The organism is Microbacterium yannicii PS01, from assembly GCF_000304335.1.
Lineage (GTDB): Bacteria > Actinomycetota > Actinomycetes > Actinomycetales > Microbacteriaceae > Microbacterium > Microbacterium yannicii_A.
In genome coordinates, this window is record NZ_CAJF01000043.1 from 1 (window position 1) to 14,789 (window position 14,789).

The 14,789-nt window shown below is 70.6% G+C and carries 16 protein-coding genes; 14 read left to right on the forward strand and 2 right to left on the reverse strand.

Annotated elements, in window-relative coordinates; translation table 11 throughout:
* The coding region (gene infB, locus WYM_RS17535; RefSeq protein WP_019182151.1) for a translation initiation factor IF-2 at nt 1-1,824 on the forward strand (1,824 nt) is incomplete at its 5' end.
* Nucleotides 1,825-1,908: 84 nt separating this feature from the next.
* The gene (rbfA, locus tag WYM_RS17540) at nt 1,909-2,364 is read left to right on the forward strand and encodes a 30S ribosome-binding factor RbfA (RefSeq protein ID WP_019182152.1); all 456 of its coding nucleotides are present in this window, start codon (nt 1,909-1,911) and stop codon (nt 2,362-2,364) included.
* A 73-nt stretch (nt 2,365-2,437) separates the two neighbouring features.
* On the opposite strand, the gene WYM_RS17545 is transcribed toward rbfA, so the two are convergent.
* Entirely contained in the window at nt 2,438-3,304 is an 867-nt protein-coding gene (locus WYM_RS17545) for an A/G-specific adenine glycosylase (RefSeq protein ID WP_019182153.1), read from the reverse strand.
* A 143-nt stretch (nt 3,305-3,447) separates the two neighbouring features.
* On the opposite strand from WYM_RS17545, the gene WYM_RS17550 reads away from it, so the two are divergent.
* From WYM_RS17550 to WYM_RS17590, 9 genes are all read left to right on the forward strand, one after another.
* Entirely contained in the window at nt 3,448-4,134 is a 687-nt protein-coding gene (locus WYM_RS17550; protein WP_019182154.1) for a hypothetical protein, read from the forward strand.
* Entirely contained in the window at nt 4,134-5,060 is a 927-nt protein-coding gene (gene truB / locus WYM_RS17555; protein ID WP_019182155.1) for a tRNA pseudouridine(55) synthase TruB, read from the forward strand. Before WYM_RS17550 ends, truB begins: the two co-directional genes overlap by 1 nt.
* A complete protein-coding gene (locus WYM_RS17560) occupies nt 5,057-5,425 on the forward strand; it encodes a hypothetical protein (protein WP_019182156.1) in 369 nt (122 codons plus the stop codon). The genes truB and WYM_RS17560 overlap by 4 nt, the downstream gene beginning before the upstream one ends.
* A gap of 59 nt (nt 5,426-5,484) precedes the next feature.
* Nucleotides 5,485-5,928, forward strand: a complete 444-nt coding sequence (locus tag WYM_RS20735; protein ID WP_019182157.1) for a hypothetical protein — start codon at nt 5,485-5,487, stop codon at nt 5,926-5,928.
* Complete coding sequence (locus tag WYM_RS17570; RefSeq protein WP_019182158.1) at nt 5,925-6,896, forward strand: bifunctional riboflavin kinase/FAD synthetase; 972 nt, start codon at nt 5,925-5,927, stop codon at nt 6,894-6,896. The genes WYM_RS20735 and WYM_RS17570 overlap by 4 nt, the downstream gene beginning before the upstream one ends.
* A gap of 80 nt (nt 6,897-6,976) precedes the next feature.
* On the forward strand, nt 6,977-7,357 hold the full coding sequence (locus WYM_RS17575; protein ID WP_019182159.1) for a hypothetical protein: 381 nt from the start codon (nt 6,977-6,979) through the stop codon (nt 7,355-7,357).
* Between the two features lie 40 nt (nt 7,358-7,397).
* Nucleotides 7,398-8,405, forward strand: a complete 1,008-nt coding sequence (gene deoC / locus WYM_RS17580; protein ID WP_019182160.1) for a deoxyribose-phosphate aldolase — start codon at nt 7,398-7,400, stop codon at nt 8,403-8,405.
* Nucleotides 8,406-8,458: 53 nt separating this feature from the next.
* Nucleotides 8,459-9,901 carry an aldehyde dehydrogenase family protein gene (locus WYM_RS17585; RefSeq protein ID WP_019182161.1) on the forward strand — a complete coding sequence of 481 codons (1,443 nt, stop codon included), beginning with the start codon at nt 8,459-8,461 and terminating at the stop codon, nt 9,899-9,901.
* Nucleotides 9,898-10,773 (forward strand): aldehyde dehydrogenase family protein, encoded by an 876-nt coding sequence (locus tag WYM_RS17590; RefSeq protein WP_019182162.1) that lies wholly within the window; start codon nt 9,898-9,900, stop codon nt 10,771-10,773. Before WYM_RS17585 ends, WYM_RS17590 begins: the two co-directional genes overlap by 4 nt.
* Nucleotides 10,774-10,951: 178 nt before the next feature.
* Here WYM_RS17590 and WYM_RS17595 read toward each other — a convergent pair whose 3' ends face one another.
* Nucleotides 10,952-11,668, reverse strand: a complete 717-nt coding sequence (locus WYM_RS17595) for an NRDE family protein (protein ID WP_019182163.1) — start codon at nt 11,666-11,668, stop codon at nt 10,952-10,954.
* A gap of 48 nt (nt 11,669-11,716) precedes the next feature.
* On the opposite strand from WYM_RS17595, the gene coaBC reads away from it, so the two are divergent.
* The 3 genes from coaBC to WYM_RS17610 all read left to right on the forward strand — a co-directional run bounded on the left by coaBC (nt 11,717) and on the right by WYM_RS17610 (nt 14,670).
* Nucleotides 11,717-12,961, forward strand: coding sequence for a bifunctional phosphopantothenoylcysteine decarboxylase/phosphopantothenate--cysteine ligase CoaBC (coaBC, locus tag WYM_RS17600; protein WP_019182164.1), 1,245 nt, complete (start codon nt 11,717-11,719; stop codon nt 12,959-12,961).
* Nucleotides 12,962-13,039: 78 nt separating this feature from the next.
* On the forward strand, nt 13,040-13,939 hold the full coding sequence (locus WYM_RS17605; protein WP_019182165.1) for a glycerophosphodiester phosphodiesterase: 900 nt from the start codon (nt 13,040-13,042) through the stop codon (nt 13,937-13,939).
* 50 nt (nt 13,940-13,989) lie between these two features.
* The gene (locus tag WYM_RS17610) at nt 13,990-14,670 is read left to right on the forward strand and encodes a hypothetical protein (protein WP_019182166.1); all 681 of its coding nucleotides are present in this window, start codon (nt 13,990-13,992) and stop codon (nt 14,668-14,670) included.
* Nucleotides 14,671-14,789: the final 119 nt, after the last annotated feature.

The following is a 14,789-nucleotide window of genomic DNA, read 5'->3' on the forward strand; positions in this document are numbered from 1 at the left end:
AACGGCGAGATCATCCGCCTGCGCCGCGGCGCGTCGATCGCGGACTTCGCCGACAAGCTCGAGACGCTGCGCGGCTACACCGTGCAGCCCGGCACGCTCGTGACCATCCTGTTCAACCTGGGTGAGATGGCGACGGCCACCGAGTCGCTCGACGAGGCCACCTTCGAGGTTCTCGGCGCCGAGCTCGGCTACAAGATCCAGATGGTCTCGCCCGAGGACGAGGACAAGGAGCTCCTCGAGGGCTTCGGTCTCGACCTCGAGGCCGAGCTGGAGGCGGAGAACGAGGAAGACCTCGAGATCCGTCCTCCCGTCGTCACCGTCATGGGCCACGTCGACCACGGTAAGACGCGACTGCTCGACGCCATCCGCCAGACCAACGTGGTCGCGGGCGAGGCCGGCGGCATCACGCAGCACATCGGTGCGTACCAGGTCTGGACCGAGCACGAGGGCATCGAGCGCGCGATCACCTTCATCGACACCCCGGGACACGAGGCGTTCACCGCCATGCGTGCCCGTGGTGCGCAGGTGACCGACCTCGCGATCCTCGTGGTCGCCGCCGACGACGGCATCATGCCGCAGACGGTGGAGGCCCTCAACCACGCGCAGGCGGCGAACGTGCCGATCGTGGTCGCGGTGAACAAGGTCGACAAGCCCGACGCCAACCCGGCCAAGGTGCGCCAGCAGCTCACCGAGTACGGACTGGTCGCCGAGGAGTACGGCGGCGAGGTCATGTTCGTCGACGTGTCGGCTCGTCAGGGCACCGGCATCCAGGACCTCCTGGACGCTGTGCTGCTGACCGCGGACGCGGGGCTGGACCTCACGGCGAACCCGAACAAGGCGGCCCGTGGTGTCGCGATCGAGGCGAAGCTCGACAAGGGTCGCGGTTCGGTCGCCACGGTGCTCATCCAGTCGGGAACACTGCGCGTCGGCGACGCGATCGTCGCGGGCACGGCCTACGGCCGTGTGCGTGCGATGGCCGACGAGAACGGCGACGCGGTCGAAGAGGCGTATCCCTCGCGGCCCGTGCAGGTGCAGGGTCTGAACTCGGTGCCGCGTGCCGGCGACACGTTCATCGTGACCGAAGAGGACCGCACCGCCCGTCAGATCGCCGAGAAGCGCGAGGCTGCCGAGCGCAACGCCCAGCTGGCCAAGGCCCGCAAGCGCATCTCGCTCGAGGACTTCACGCGTGCTCTCGAAGAGGGCAAGGTCGAGTCGCTCAACCTCATCATCAAGGGTGACGTCTCGGGTGCCGTCGAGGCGCTGGAGGAGTCGCTGCTCAAGATCGAGGTCGACGACTCGGTGCAGCTGCGGATCATCCACCGCGGCGTCGGTGCGATCACCGAGTCCGACATCAACCTCGCGACGATCGACAACGCGATCGTCATCGGCTTCAACGTCCGACCCGACACGAAGGCGCGCGAGCGCGCCTCCCGCGAAGGCGTCGACGTCCGGTTCTACTCGGTCATCTACAACGCGATCGACGACGTGGAGCAGTCGCTCAAGGGCCTGCTCAAGCCGGAGTACGAAGAGGTCCAGTCGGGTGTGGCCGAGATCCGCGAGGTGTTCCGCTCCTCCAAGTTCGGCAACATCGCCGGTGTCATCGTCCGCTCGGGCACGATCACGCGCAACGCCAAGGCGCGCGTCATCCGCGACGGCGTGGTCCTCGCCGACGGCCTGGCGATCGAGTCGCTGCGGCGCTTCAAGGACGACGTCACCGAGGTGCGTACGGACTTCGAAGCCGGAATCGGCCTCGGCAAGTACAACGACATCCAGATCGGCGACGAGATCGAGACCACCGAGATGGTCGAGAAGCCTCGAGGCTGATCACAATCGGCGAGGGGCGCACGGCGCCGCACGGCTTCCGGCCGGACGGCACTGCGCGCCCCTCACCTGTCGAAAGGAAGAGTCATGGCAGGCGAACGTCAGGCGCGTCTGAGCGACCGCATCCGGGTGGTCCTCGCAGAGAGGCTCGAGAAGGGTCTGCGCGACCCCCGGCTCGGCTTCGTCACGATCACGGACGTGCGGGTGACGGGTGATCTGCAGCACGCCTCGGTCTTCTACACCGTGCTCGGCTCCGACGAGGAGCGCGCCGCTTCGGCCGACGCGCTGAAGTCGGCGACCGGCATGCTCCGCTCCGAGCTGGGCAAGCACCTCAACGTGCGGCTCACGCCGTCGCTCGAGTTCATCCCCGACGCGCTGCCCGACAGCGCCGGGCACATCGCGGACCTGCTCCGCGAGGCGCGCGAGCGCGATGAGGCCGTGGCCGGTATCGCGGCCGCCGCGTCCTATGCCGGCGACGCCGACCCGTACGTCAAGCCTCGCGAGCTCGACGAAGACGACGAAGACGACGACGACGACGCCTGACCCGTTCCGGCACTCGAACACGCCGCGGCAGCCTTCCGGCTCCGCGGCGTGTTCTGTTCGAGCTCGCTCCGACTCAGGCGGGCAGCCGCAGGGTCCCCGCTGACGCCTCCGCCAGCCCATCGGCGATGAGGGAGTCGATCGCGCGGTCGCGCTGCAGCGCGTCGGGCCAGTCCGGCACGACCTCGTCCAGCGGCACCGCGCGTGTCGCGGCATCCCTCAGCGTCTTCAGGACCGCTCCGCGGGCCTGCCGGTCGCTGCCTTCGTAGCGCGCCTGCCGGCGGCGCGCGTCGCCGGTGTCGGGATAGCCCGCCGCTCGCCATGCGCACTGCGCCGCGATCGGGCAGTCGGCGCACCGCGGTGCGCGTGCGATGCAGACCGTCGCGCCCAGCTCCATGACGGCCGCGTTGACCACCGCCGCCTCGTGCACCCCGACAGGCAGCATCGCCTCCATCACCGCGAGGTCGCGTTTCGCGGGTGGTCCGGGCTGGGAGCGACCCTCGACGGCACGAGCCAGCACGCGGCGTGTGTTCGTGTCGACCACGGGGTGCCGGTCGCCGTACGCGAAGACGGCGACCGCGCGCGCCGTGTAGTCGCCGATGCCGGTCAGGGCGAGCAGCTGGTCGACGTCGCGCGGGACGACGCCGCCGTGCCGATCCCGGATCTCGACCGCGGCGCGATGGAGCCAGAGCGCCCGCCGCGGATAGCCGAGATTCGCCCATTGCCGCACCGCCTCGGCCGGCGCATCGGCGGCGAGAACGGCCGGCGTCGGCCAGCGCGCGAGCCATGCCTCGAGGTGCGGGACGACGCGGGTCACCGGCGTCTGCTGCAGCATGAACTCGCTCACGAGCACGCCCCACGCCCCGAACCCCTCACGCCGCCACGGCAGATCCCGGGCGTTCTGCCCGAACCACGCCGCAAGGGGCGTCGCGAGGTCGGGCATGCCTCCAGCCTAAAGCGGGCGCGACCGCCATCCCGAGGCGACCGGAGCGCAGAGTGCTCGGCGGCAGGCCCGCCCGGTACCCGACCCGCTTCCGCCGTCGCGATCGGACGATTCCTCGCGACCGCCCGCCGTAGGCTGGAAGCATGCGCCTTCCCGTCACACCGAGTACGACGCTGTGGCGCGAGCTTCGCGACGAGGTGCGACGGCACTACCCGGCGGGGCGGGTGATCGTGGCGGTCGACGGTGTCGACGGCGCCGGCAAGACGACCTTCGGGGACGGTCTCGCCGAAGTGTTCGCCGAGACCGGTGACGCGGTGTTCCGCGCCGGCGTCGACGGATTCCACCGGCCGCGGGCCGAGCGGTACGCGCGCGGGCGGTCGAGTCCCGAGGGCTACTACCGCGACTCGTACGACTATGCGACATTACGACGCGTTCTGATCGACCCGTTCCGTGACGGTGCGCAGACCGCCGGTGCGACCGGTTTCCAGCTCGCGGCCTTCGACGTGGTGCGCGATGCGCCGGAGGAGTCGCAGTGGGTCTCGGCGCCGCGCGATGCGATCCTCGTCGTCGACGGGATCTTCCTTCACCGTCCCGAACTCCGGCCGCTGTGGGACTGGTCGCTCTGGCTCGAGGTGCCGTGGTCGGTGGCATGCGCGCGGATGGCGCTGCGCGACGGCAGCGACCCCGATCCCGATGCGCCGGCCAACGCCCGCTACCGCGAGGGGCAGGAGCTCTACCTGCGCGAGGCGCGTCCGTTCGAGGCGGCCGACGTGATCGTCGACAACTCCGACCTCGCCCACCCGCGCCGCGTGCGGGAGATCGTCCGCTGATGGCGGCTCCCGGCATCCTGCTCGTCGACAAGCCCGGCGGCATCACCTCGCACGACGTGGTCGCGCGTGCCCGGCGGGCGCTCGATACCCGCAAGATCGGCCACGCCGGAACGCTGGACCCGATGGCCACCGGCCTGCTCGTGCTCGGCGTGGAGGGCGCGACGCGGCTGCTCACGTTCATCGTCGGGCTCGACAAGACCTATCAGGCGACGATCCGCCTCGGCGTCGCGACCGACACCGACGACGCCGAGGGCCAGGCCGTTTCGGCGACGGATGCCTCGGCCCTGCGCCCCGACCAGATCTCGGAGGCGATTGCTGCTCTGACCGGCCGCATCTCACAGGTCCCCAGCACCTACTCGGCCATCAAGGTCGACGGGCGCCGCGCGTACGACCTCGCGCGGGCCGGCGAGGAGGTGCAGCTGAAGGCCCGTGAGGTGACGGTGTCGCGCTTCGACGTCGTGGCCGAGCGACGACCCCCGGCGGCTTCAGCCGCGGCTTCAGGGTCCGCCGACGACACGGGGTGGATCGACCTCGACGTGATCGTGGACTGCTCGAGCGGCACGTACATCCGCTCACTCGCCCGCGACCTCGGTGCGACCCTCGGCGTCGGCGGTCACCTCACCGCCCTGCGGCGCACGCGCATCGGCCCGGTCGCCGTGGATGGGGCAGCCGGCGTCGATGCGCTCGCCGGTGCACCGCTCCTGGCGCCCGCCGAGGTCGCCGCCGCCGTTCTCGGCCGATTCGACGTGAGCGCCGACGAGGCCCGCGACCTGCGGCACGGCAAACGACTGACCGGCGCGGCGGAGCGCCTCGCTTCGCACCCCATGGCGGCGATCGATCCCGACGGTGCGCTCGTGGGCGTCGTCGAGAAGCGGGGCGATGACGTCAAGAGCGCCATGAACATGCCCGAGGAGGCGCCCCGATGATCCTGTGGTTCACGATCGCGCAGGTCGCCGTCGCGGTCGCCGCGGGTCTGCTGTGCGTGATCCTGGGGCTCGCCGGGCGCCGCCCGAGCGATCTCACGGTGGGCTCTCTCGCCCTCGTCGAGCTCCTGCTCATCGCGCAGATCGTGATCGCGATCATCGCACCACTCGCAGGAAACCCGCCGACGGGAAGCCTGCTGGAGTTCTGGGTGTACCTCGTCTCGGCGGCGCTGCTGCCCCTCGTCGCCGTCGCCTGGGCGCTTCTCGAGCGCAGCCGCTGGAGCACCGTCATCATGGGCATCGCCGCCCTCTCGATCGCCGTCATGGTCTGGCGGATGAACGCCATCTGGACGATCCAGGTCGCCTGAGGCATCATGGCTCCCGCGTCGGCTCCGGTGCGCGCGGCACGAAATAGACTCGTCTGGTTATGTCGTCGCCCTCCCGCACCCGCATGACCGGAGTCGGACGAGTCCTCGTGATCGTGTACGCGATCATGGCCCTCGCCGCCACCGGTCGCTCTTTCGTACAGATCGTCCAGCGATTCGACGAGGCGCCGCTGGCGTACACGCTGTCGGCCGTCTCGGCCCTCGTGTACATCGTCGCGACGCTGGCCCTGGTGTTCGCCGGGCGAGGCGGCTGGTATCGCGTCGCGTGGGTCGCCATCGTCTTCGAGCTCGTCGGAGTGCTCGTCGTCGGAGCGCTGAGCTTCCTGCTGCCGGAGCTGTTCGCGCACCAGACGGTGTGGTCGTGGTTCGGAGGCGGCTACCTCTTCGTGCCGCTCGTGCTTCCCTTCCTCGGTCTGTGGTGGCTGGTCACCCATCGACCCGCGGACCAGGCGACCGTGACGCGGTCTGCGGCGGCGACATCGTGATCGTCTTCCGCGCACCCGGCGACGTCCCGGCCGGCTTCGGCCCGTCGGTCGTCGCGATCGGCAAGTTCGACGGCGTCCATTCGGGCCATCGCGCGGTGATCGATCGGGCGAGGGTGGATGCCGCTGCCGCCGGCGCCCGCGTGGTCGCGGTCACTTTCGACCGCAATCCGCTGGCGCTGCTGCGCCCCGAGATCTGCCCTGACAGTCTCGTCGGCGTCACGCAGAAGCTGCATCTGCTCGCCGAGGCGGGCGTGGACGCCACCCTGATGCTGACCTTCGATCGCGCGCTGGCCGATCTCGACGCCCGCGCGTTCGTCGAGCACGTGCTCGTCGGAGCCCTGGGAGTGCAGATCGTGCTCGTGGGAGCGGATTTCCGGTTCGGGCGCGGGGGAGCGGGCGACGCCGCACTGCTGCGCGACATGGGCAGGGAGTTCGGTTTCGAGGTCGACGTGATCGACGACGTGCGCGCGATCGACGCCGGTCGACGCGTGTCGTCGACGTGGGTGCGCGAGCTGCTCACCGCCGGCGACGTCGCCGGGGCCGCACGGCTGCTCGGCCGGCCGCACGCGGTGCGCGGCGAGGTCGTCCACGGCCTGAAGCGCGGTCGCGAGCTCGGATTCCCGACGGCAAACCTCGCCGCCGACCTCGAGGGGTTCGTCCCCGCCGAGGGCGTGTACGCCGGGTGGCTCGTCGACGCCGGTGCCCCGGGCGACGGGGCGGCCGAGCCGCGCAGCAGCGTCCGCTACCCGGCGGCGATCAGCGTCGGCACGAATCCGACCTTCGACGACGTCGCCGTGCGGCAGGTCGAGGCCTATGTTCTCGACGAGACCGAGCTCGACCTCTACGGGCATGTCGTCGAGGTGGAGTTCGTCGAGCGCATCCGGGGCATGGTGGCGTTCGAAGGGATCGGGCCCCTCATCGAGCAGATGACCGACGACGTCATCCGCGTCCGGCGCCAGCTGACCTGATGCGCTGCGCCGCGGCATCCGTCTCACGAAGCGGCAGCCGGCCATAGACCCGCGCGCCGTGGCGCGCCTACGATCGAGGCGTGCACGCCCTGGTCATCCTCGCCGCCGAAGCCGCCGCCCCGGACTCCGTCAACCTGTGGGGAGCGCTCGGCTGCGCCGTCGCGTACTCCGCCTCGCTGCTGGCGACACTCGATGCGTTCGCCGACCTGATCCTGTCGCGAGGTGACGCGCCCGCCGGACGGCTGACCCCCGGGGTAGGCTTGAAGTCCGCCTCGAAGCTCGCGGCGGCGGCGATCGCGGTCATCGCAGCGGCGATCGTCCTGGCGCTGGACGAGAACTGGTTCGCCTTCCTCACCTTGAGCATCGCGTTCGCAGTGGTCGTCGGAATCGGATTGATCGTGCTGATGCGGCACTCCAGAGCGATGACCGCAGCGCCGGCACGGGCGAGCACAACCGGGTGAGGTGCGCCCGCCCGTACGACACACGATTTCAGGGAGAACCATGAGCCGGACCGATGTGCAGACGCTGCCCGAGCGGGCCATCGCGCTGCTCGGCGGCGAGCCGGACGACACGACGCTGCGGCGCTACCTCCATGGGCTGCCGGGCGTCGACGCGGTGGGGCTCGAGCAGCGGGCGGCGGGGCTCGGCACCCGCTCCATCAAGACCACGTCCAAGGCGTGGGCGCTCGACAAGATCATCGAGCTCATCGACCTCACCACGCTCGAAGGCGCCGACACCCCCGGCAAGGTGCGCTCCCTCGTCGCGAAGGCCCTGACCCCTGATGCGTCCGACCCGACGTGCCCACGCGTGGCTGCGGTGTGCGTGTACGGCGACATGGTGCCGACGGCCGTCGCAGCGCTCGGCGCCGCCCACGGCGACCCGGACGACGGCGGGGTCAGCGTGGCTGCGGTCGCGACGGCGTTCCCGAGCGGGAGAGCATCGCTCGACATCAAGCTCGCCGACACGGCCGAGGCCGTCGCGGCGGGCGCGGACGAGATCGACATGGTGATCGATCGCGGCGCGTTCCTCGCGGGACGCTACGGCCAGGTCTTCGACCAGATCGCCCGGGTGAAGCAGGCCTGCCGGCGCGAGGACGGGACGTACGCGTCGCTCAAGGTCATCCTCGAGACCGGAGAGCTCAACACCTACGACAACGTCAAGCGCGCGTCGTGGCTGTCGATCCTCGCCGGCGGCGACTTCATCAAGACCTCCACCGGCAAGGTGCAGCCGGCCGCGACGCTTCCCGTCACGCTCCTGATGCTCGAGGTCGTCCGCGACTGGCACCGCGCGACGGGCGAGAAGGTCGGAGTTAAGCCTGCGGGCGGCATCCGCACCTCGAAGGACGCGATCAAGTACCTCGTGACCGTCGCCGAGACGGTGGGCGAGGAGTGGCTCCAGCCGCACCTGTTCCGCTACGGCGCGTCCAGCCTTCTCAACGACGTCCTGCTGCAGCGCCAGAAGCTGAAGACCGGTCACTACTCCGGCGCCGACTACGTGACGATCGACTGACGTTCCCATCCCGGTCCCTGAGCTTGTCGAAGGGCACCAACGAAGGACTTCCCATGAGTTTCCTCGAGTACGCACCGGCCCCCGAGTCGCGCGCGGTCCTGAACCTGCGCGACGAGTACGGGCTCTTCATCGACGGCGAGTTCCGCGCCGGCAGCGGGGAGTCGTTCACGACCATCTCGCCCGCCGACGAGTCCCACATCGCCACGATCGCGACGGCGACCGAGGCCGACGTCGACGTCGCCGTCGCCGCCGCCCGCCGTGCCTACGACCGCACGTGGTCGAAGATGAGCGGCCGCGATCGCGGCAAGTACCTGTTCCGGATCGCGCGACTCGTGCAGGAGCGTGCGCGCGAGCTGGCTGTCGCCGAGAGCCTCGACAACGGCAAGCCGATCAAGGAGAGCCGCGACGTCGACGTGCCCCTGGTCGCCGCCTGGTTCTTCTACTACGCCGGCTGGGCCGACAAGCTCGACTACGCAGGGCTCGGCGCCGCACCCCGGCCGCTGGGCGTGGCCGGCCAGGTGATCCCGTGGAACTTCCCGCTGCTCATGCTCGCCTGGAAGATCGCCCCCGCGCTGGCCGCCGGCAACACCGTGGTCATCAAGCCCGCCGAGACGACGCCTCTGTCGGCGCTCGTTCTCGCCGAGATCCTGCAGCAGGCCGACCTGCCGCCGGGCGTCGTCAACATCGTGACGGGCGCCGGGGCCACCGGAGCGGCCGTGGTGCGGCATCCCGACGTGAACAAGGTGGCCTTCACCGGGTCGACCGCCGTCGGCCGCCAGATCGCGAAGTCGGTCGCCGGCACCGACAAGAAGCTGACGCTCGAGCTCGGCGGCAAGGCCGCGAACATCGTCTTCGAGGATGCGCCCATCGACCAGGCCATCGAGGGCATCGTCAACGGCATCTTCTTCAACCAGGGCCACGTCTGCTGCGCAGGCAGTCGCCTGCTCGTGCAGGAGTCGATCCATGACGAGGTCGTCGACCGGCTGAAGAGCCGCCTGTCGACGCTGCGCCTGGGCGATCCGCTCGACAAGAACACCGACATCGGTGCGATCAACTCGCGCGCCCAGCTGGACCGCATCCGCGAGCTCAGCCGCATCGGCGAAGAGGAGGGCGCCGAGCGCTGGAGCGCCGATTGCGTCATCCCCGACAACGGGTTCTGGTTCGCTCCCACGATCTTCACGAACGTGCAGGCGAGCCACCGCATCGCACGCGACGAGATCTTCGGACCTGTGCTGTCGGTCCTCACGTTCCGCACGCCGGGCGAGGCGATCGAGAAGGCGAACAACACGCCGTACGGGCTGTCGGCCGGCATCTGGTCCGACAAGGGATCGCGCATCCTCGCCGTGGCCGACCGGCTGCGTGCGGGCGTGGTATGGGCGAACACGTTCAACCGCTTCGATCCCTCGAGCCCGTTCGGCGGGTACAAGGAGTCGGGCTACGGCCGTGAGGGCGGCCGGCACGGCCTGGCCGCGTACCTGAAGGAGGCGCGCGCATGAGCGAGCGACAAAGCAGACGGCTCAGCGTTCCGAAGACCTACAAGCTCTTCATCGGAGGCGCGTTCCCGCGCAGCGAGTCGGGCCGCACCTACGAGGTCGTCTCGAACAAGGGCGATTTCCTCGCCAACGCCGCGCTGGCCTCGCGCAAGGACGCGCGCGACGCCGTCGTGTCGGCGCGAGGTGCGGTCAAGGGCTGGTCGGGCGCCACCGCGTACAACCGCGGTCAGGTCCTCTACCGCGTGGCCGAGCTGCTCGAGGGCCGCCGCGCGCAGTTCGTCGACGAGATCGTGCAGCAGACGGGCGCTTCCTCCTCCGCCGCCACCGCCGAGGTCGACGAGGCGATCGATCGGTGGGTCTGGTACGCCGGGTGGTGCGACAAATTCGGTCAGGTCGCCGGCAACGGCAACCCCGTCGCGGGCCCGTACTTCAACATCTCGGTCCCCGAGCCGACAGGGGTGGTCGGCATCATCGCTCCCCAGGACACCGCGCTCGTCGGACTCGTGTCGGCGATCGCACCGGCTCTCGTCACCGGCAACTCGGTGGTCGTGGTCGCCTCGCAGCGGTACCCGCTCTCGGCTATCAGCCTCGCCGAGGTGCTCGCGACCAGCGATGTGCCCGGCGGCGTCGTCAACGTGCTCACCGGCTCGCCCGCCGAGATCGCACCGTGGCTGGCGTCTCATCCCGAGGTGCACGCGCTCGACCTCGTCGGCGCCGGAGACCTCGAGTGGGTCGACCTGCAGATCGCCGCGGCCGAGACGCTCACGCGCGTGCTGCCACCGGAGCGGGGAGCGGATGCCGCGGCCCCGAGCCTGCAGCGCATCGCGGCGTTCACCGAGACCAAGACCGTCTGGCACACCAAGAGCCTGGTCTAGCGCGACTCGCTGCTCCGGGGGCGTGGTTCGAGCCCGACGCAGGATCGGATCCGCTGCTGCGGGCAGCGACGGCGACGCGCCGAGCGCCGGCGTCTTCCCACGGCGTGTCGGGGTTCAGCTCCGCGCGTGCGGATCCGGTTCTGCGCCCAGCCCGCTGAGCCGGAGCTGTGCCGGAGGGTCAGTCGAGGCTCAGGCCGCCCCAGTGGCCGGGCTCGCGGAGCTCTCCGTAGTGCACGTCGACGTCGTGCTCCGTGACCGATGCCACGCACGCCAGCAGCGACAGCGTCGGGTAGCCGTGGGGGCGATTGTCGCGGATGATGGCGCGGTCGTCGGTGCTGTCGAGCGTCGCGGACTTCTCCAGGACCTCGACCCACGGCATCCACCATCCGTCGCCGTCAGCCGGTGCGGTCGCGCGGAACTCGTCCAGCCACCGCTCGATGCGGGGCGTCGAGAGGTCGTCGACGTCGTCGTGCGCGATCATGTGCGTGCCGGGCTCCAGCTCGACCGACCGCAGCGCCGCGCCGTCCCAGGTCAGCACGCGGGCCCGTGCACCGTCGACCTCGACCAGGTTGAACCCGTGGGTGCGTGGCGTTCCCGCGGGGGAGCGGCCGGCGACCGAGTCCAGCACGATGCCTCCGCGGGAGACGATCTCGGACTCGGGACGATCGGACACGTCGGCCCGGTTCAGCAGCACGGCGAGTCGTCCTGCGTCGGGGTCGGCGGCCAGCCACGCGCCGCCGGCCCGCACATCGCGCACGCCCACGACTCCGTCGTGCGGCTCGGGCCACCACCGGCCGAGCGGATTCCAGGGTCGCTCCGGGTCTTCGTCGCGGATGGCGAGCACGCGCGTCGGCTCGTCCGCCGACGGGGGAACGCGGATGACGACGGTGCACATCTTCAAGCTCCTGCCTGTCGCGATCCGGGGTCGTGCCAAGATCGGAGGGTGTTCATCGTGGTCGGAGTCACCGGTGGCATCGCCGCCTATAAGACGGTGCAGCTGGTGCGCCTCCTGGTGAAGGGCGGTCACGACGTCCACGTCGTGCCCACCCAGGACGCGGTGCGCTTCGTGGGCCTGCCGACGTGGGAGGCGATCAGCCGCAATCCGGTGACCACCTCCGTCCACGACGACGTCGCGCGGGTGCGTCACGTCGCGCTCGGCCAGTCGGCCGATCTCGTGATCGTGGCGCCCGCGACGGCGAACACCCTGGCGAAGATGGCCGCGGGGCTCGCGGACGATCTCCTCGGAACGACCCTACTCGCGACCACGGCACCGGTCGTCGTCGCGCCGGCGATGCACACCGAGATGTGGCGCCACCCCGCGACGACGCAGAACATGGCGACGCTGCTGGAACGCGGCGTCGTCGTCGTCGGTCCCGACAGCGGCGAGCTCACCGGCGGAGACAGCGGCCCCGGACGGATGTCGGAGCCCGAGGCGATCCTCGAGGTCGCGCTCGCTCAGGTCGATGCAAGAGGCATGGGCGATGCCCGAACGGCGGACCTTGCGGGCCTGCGCGTCGCCGTCAGCGCCGGGGGCACGCGCGAGCCCATCGACCCCGTGCGCTTCATCGGCAACCGCTCGAGCGGGCGCCAGGGTATCGCCGTCGCGCTGGCGGCCGCCGACCGCGGCGCCGAGGTGGTGCTGATCGCCGCCCATGTGGACGACGGGGTGCTCGCCGAGGCATCCGCTCGCCCTGATGTGCGCGTCGTGCGCGTCGGGACCGCCGCCGAACTGGCGCACGAGGCCGCTCTGGCCGCCGAGAGCGCCGACGTCGTCGTGATGGCCGCCGCCGTCGCCGACTATCGCGTGGCGGAGGTCTCTCCCCTCAAGCGCACCAAGGACTCCGCTCCCGGCGGCGGGATCACCCTCGACCTCATCGAGAACGACGATGTGCTGGCGGGCCTGGTCGCCGCCCGACGGGACGGGCAGACGATCGTGGGCTTCGCGGCGGAGACCCCGGCAGCGGGGGAGACCCTGCTCGAGCGAGGGCGCCGCAAGGCGGCACGCAAGGGAGCCGATCTGCTCGCCGTGAACGAGGTGGGCTGGTCGAAGGGATTCGAGACCGCCGAGAATGCGCTCGTCGTGCTGGATGCCGCTGGAGTGGTCACCGCCACTCCGAGCGGGACCAAGCGCGAGGTGGCCGACGCCCTGTGGGACATGGTGCGCGAAACCCGAGCCAAAGCTAAGTAACAGAACGATAACGGCGCATGTAGAGTGGTCCGCACCACGTCGACGAGGACGTGGTGCACGACCCGGAGGACATGCCCGATGCCCGACCTCGCGGCATCCGATCGCGCCCGCGACCGGACCCACGCCCTGTTCGTCGTCTGTGTTCTGGCCGCAGCGAGTCTCGTGATCGCGGTGCTCGGCGCCGCTCCGGCGCGGGTGAGCGCACGGGAGCTGCTCGGCGAGACCCGGACGCCCGGTGACGCCGCGTTCATCGCCAGCCATCGAGGCGGTGCAGCGACGGCACCGGAGAACACGTTGCCGGCGATCACCGCGGCACTGGCCGGCGGCTTCGAGTATGTCGAGGTGGATGTCGCGCTCACAGCCGACCGTCAGCCGGTGCTCCTGCACGACCCCACGGTGGACCGCACGACCGACGGCCACGGGCGCGTCTCGGCGCTGAGCCTCGCCGAGGTCCGGGGGCTGGACGCCGGCTCGTGGTTCGACCCTGCGTATGCGGGAACCCTCGTGCCCACCCTCGACGAGTTCCTCGACGCGCTCGCGGGTGCCGGCGGCCGGGGCATCCTCGAGCTGAAAGGCGAGTGGGATGCCGCAGCGCTCCATGACGCGATCGGCAGGGTCGTCGCGCGTCAGCTCGAGAGCAGAGTGATCCTCGCCAGCTTCGATGCGCGCACGCTGGCTCTCGCTGCGGGGGCCTCGGAGGTGATCTCGCGGCTCCTGATCCTCAAGCACGTGCCCGATGACGTGGTGCAGGCGGTGTTCGAGGCGGGAGCCCGCGGCGTCGTCGTCAGCCGGAAGGCGGTCCTGGCGCGTCCCGAGATCGTCGACGAACTGCACGCGGTGGACGCCCGCGTCGTCGTCTACACCCTCAACCGTGACGAGCACTGGGATGCCGTGACCGCCCTCGGCGTGGACGGCATCGTCACCGACGACCCGCACACCCTGTCGGACTGGCAGAGCGCGTACGTCGGCGCGGACTGACGTCGGCGACGGCGGCATCTCGTCGGCGGATGCGCCGCACGGTAAACTCGGTGGCGGACTCGACGGAGGTGGCGACCTTGGCCGAAGGCGTGAAGCTGGGAGCTCGGATGGTGCGCCGGATCGTGGTGACGGGCGCGGCAACGGCGGCTGTCGTCGCGCTCGCGACGGGATGCCAGCCCGAGCCGGAGCAGACGCCCGTGCCCACCTCGACGCAGAGCGTCGACGCGCCCACTCCCGGACCCTCGGTCACTCCGATCGAGACGGAGCTGCCCGACGCGGCGTTCGAGCTTCCGGGTTCGTGCGAGGAGATCTACTCGGCCGAGATGCGGGCGCAGCTGCAGTCGACGAACCCGCCGCTGAACGATCCCGGCGTCACCATGCTCTCAACCGAGAACGCGGAGATGCTCGAGATCATCCACAGCGGCGCCCCGACCCTGCGATGCTCGTGGGGTCAGCCCAGCGAGTTCGGACTCGCCACCAACGTGACCGTGGTCGACACCGCGCAGGCCGAAGCCGTCGCCCAGGCGCTGCCCGCTGCGGGGTTCGGCTGCGAGCCCCTCGGCGAGGGAACCGTGTGCCGCATCGAGCAGCAGGGGATCACGCTGGACGACGAGGAGTACGCGCGCGGCGAGACGCACTACCTCGGCGAGGGAGCGGTCGTCACGACCGCGTGGATCAACTTCTCGCCCGACGGATACACCGAGGACATCGTCGCCACTCTGTGGGGCTGAGCCGACACGGCGCAGGCTTTCTTTCCTGGATCGGGCATCCCCCGCTAGAATGAGCGCGGGGATAGTCGTTGACGATGTCGCAGCTCGCAGAAGCGAGTGCCCGCGGCCGCCGACGGTGA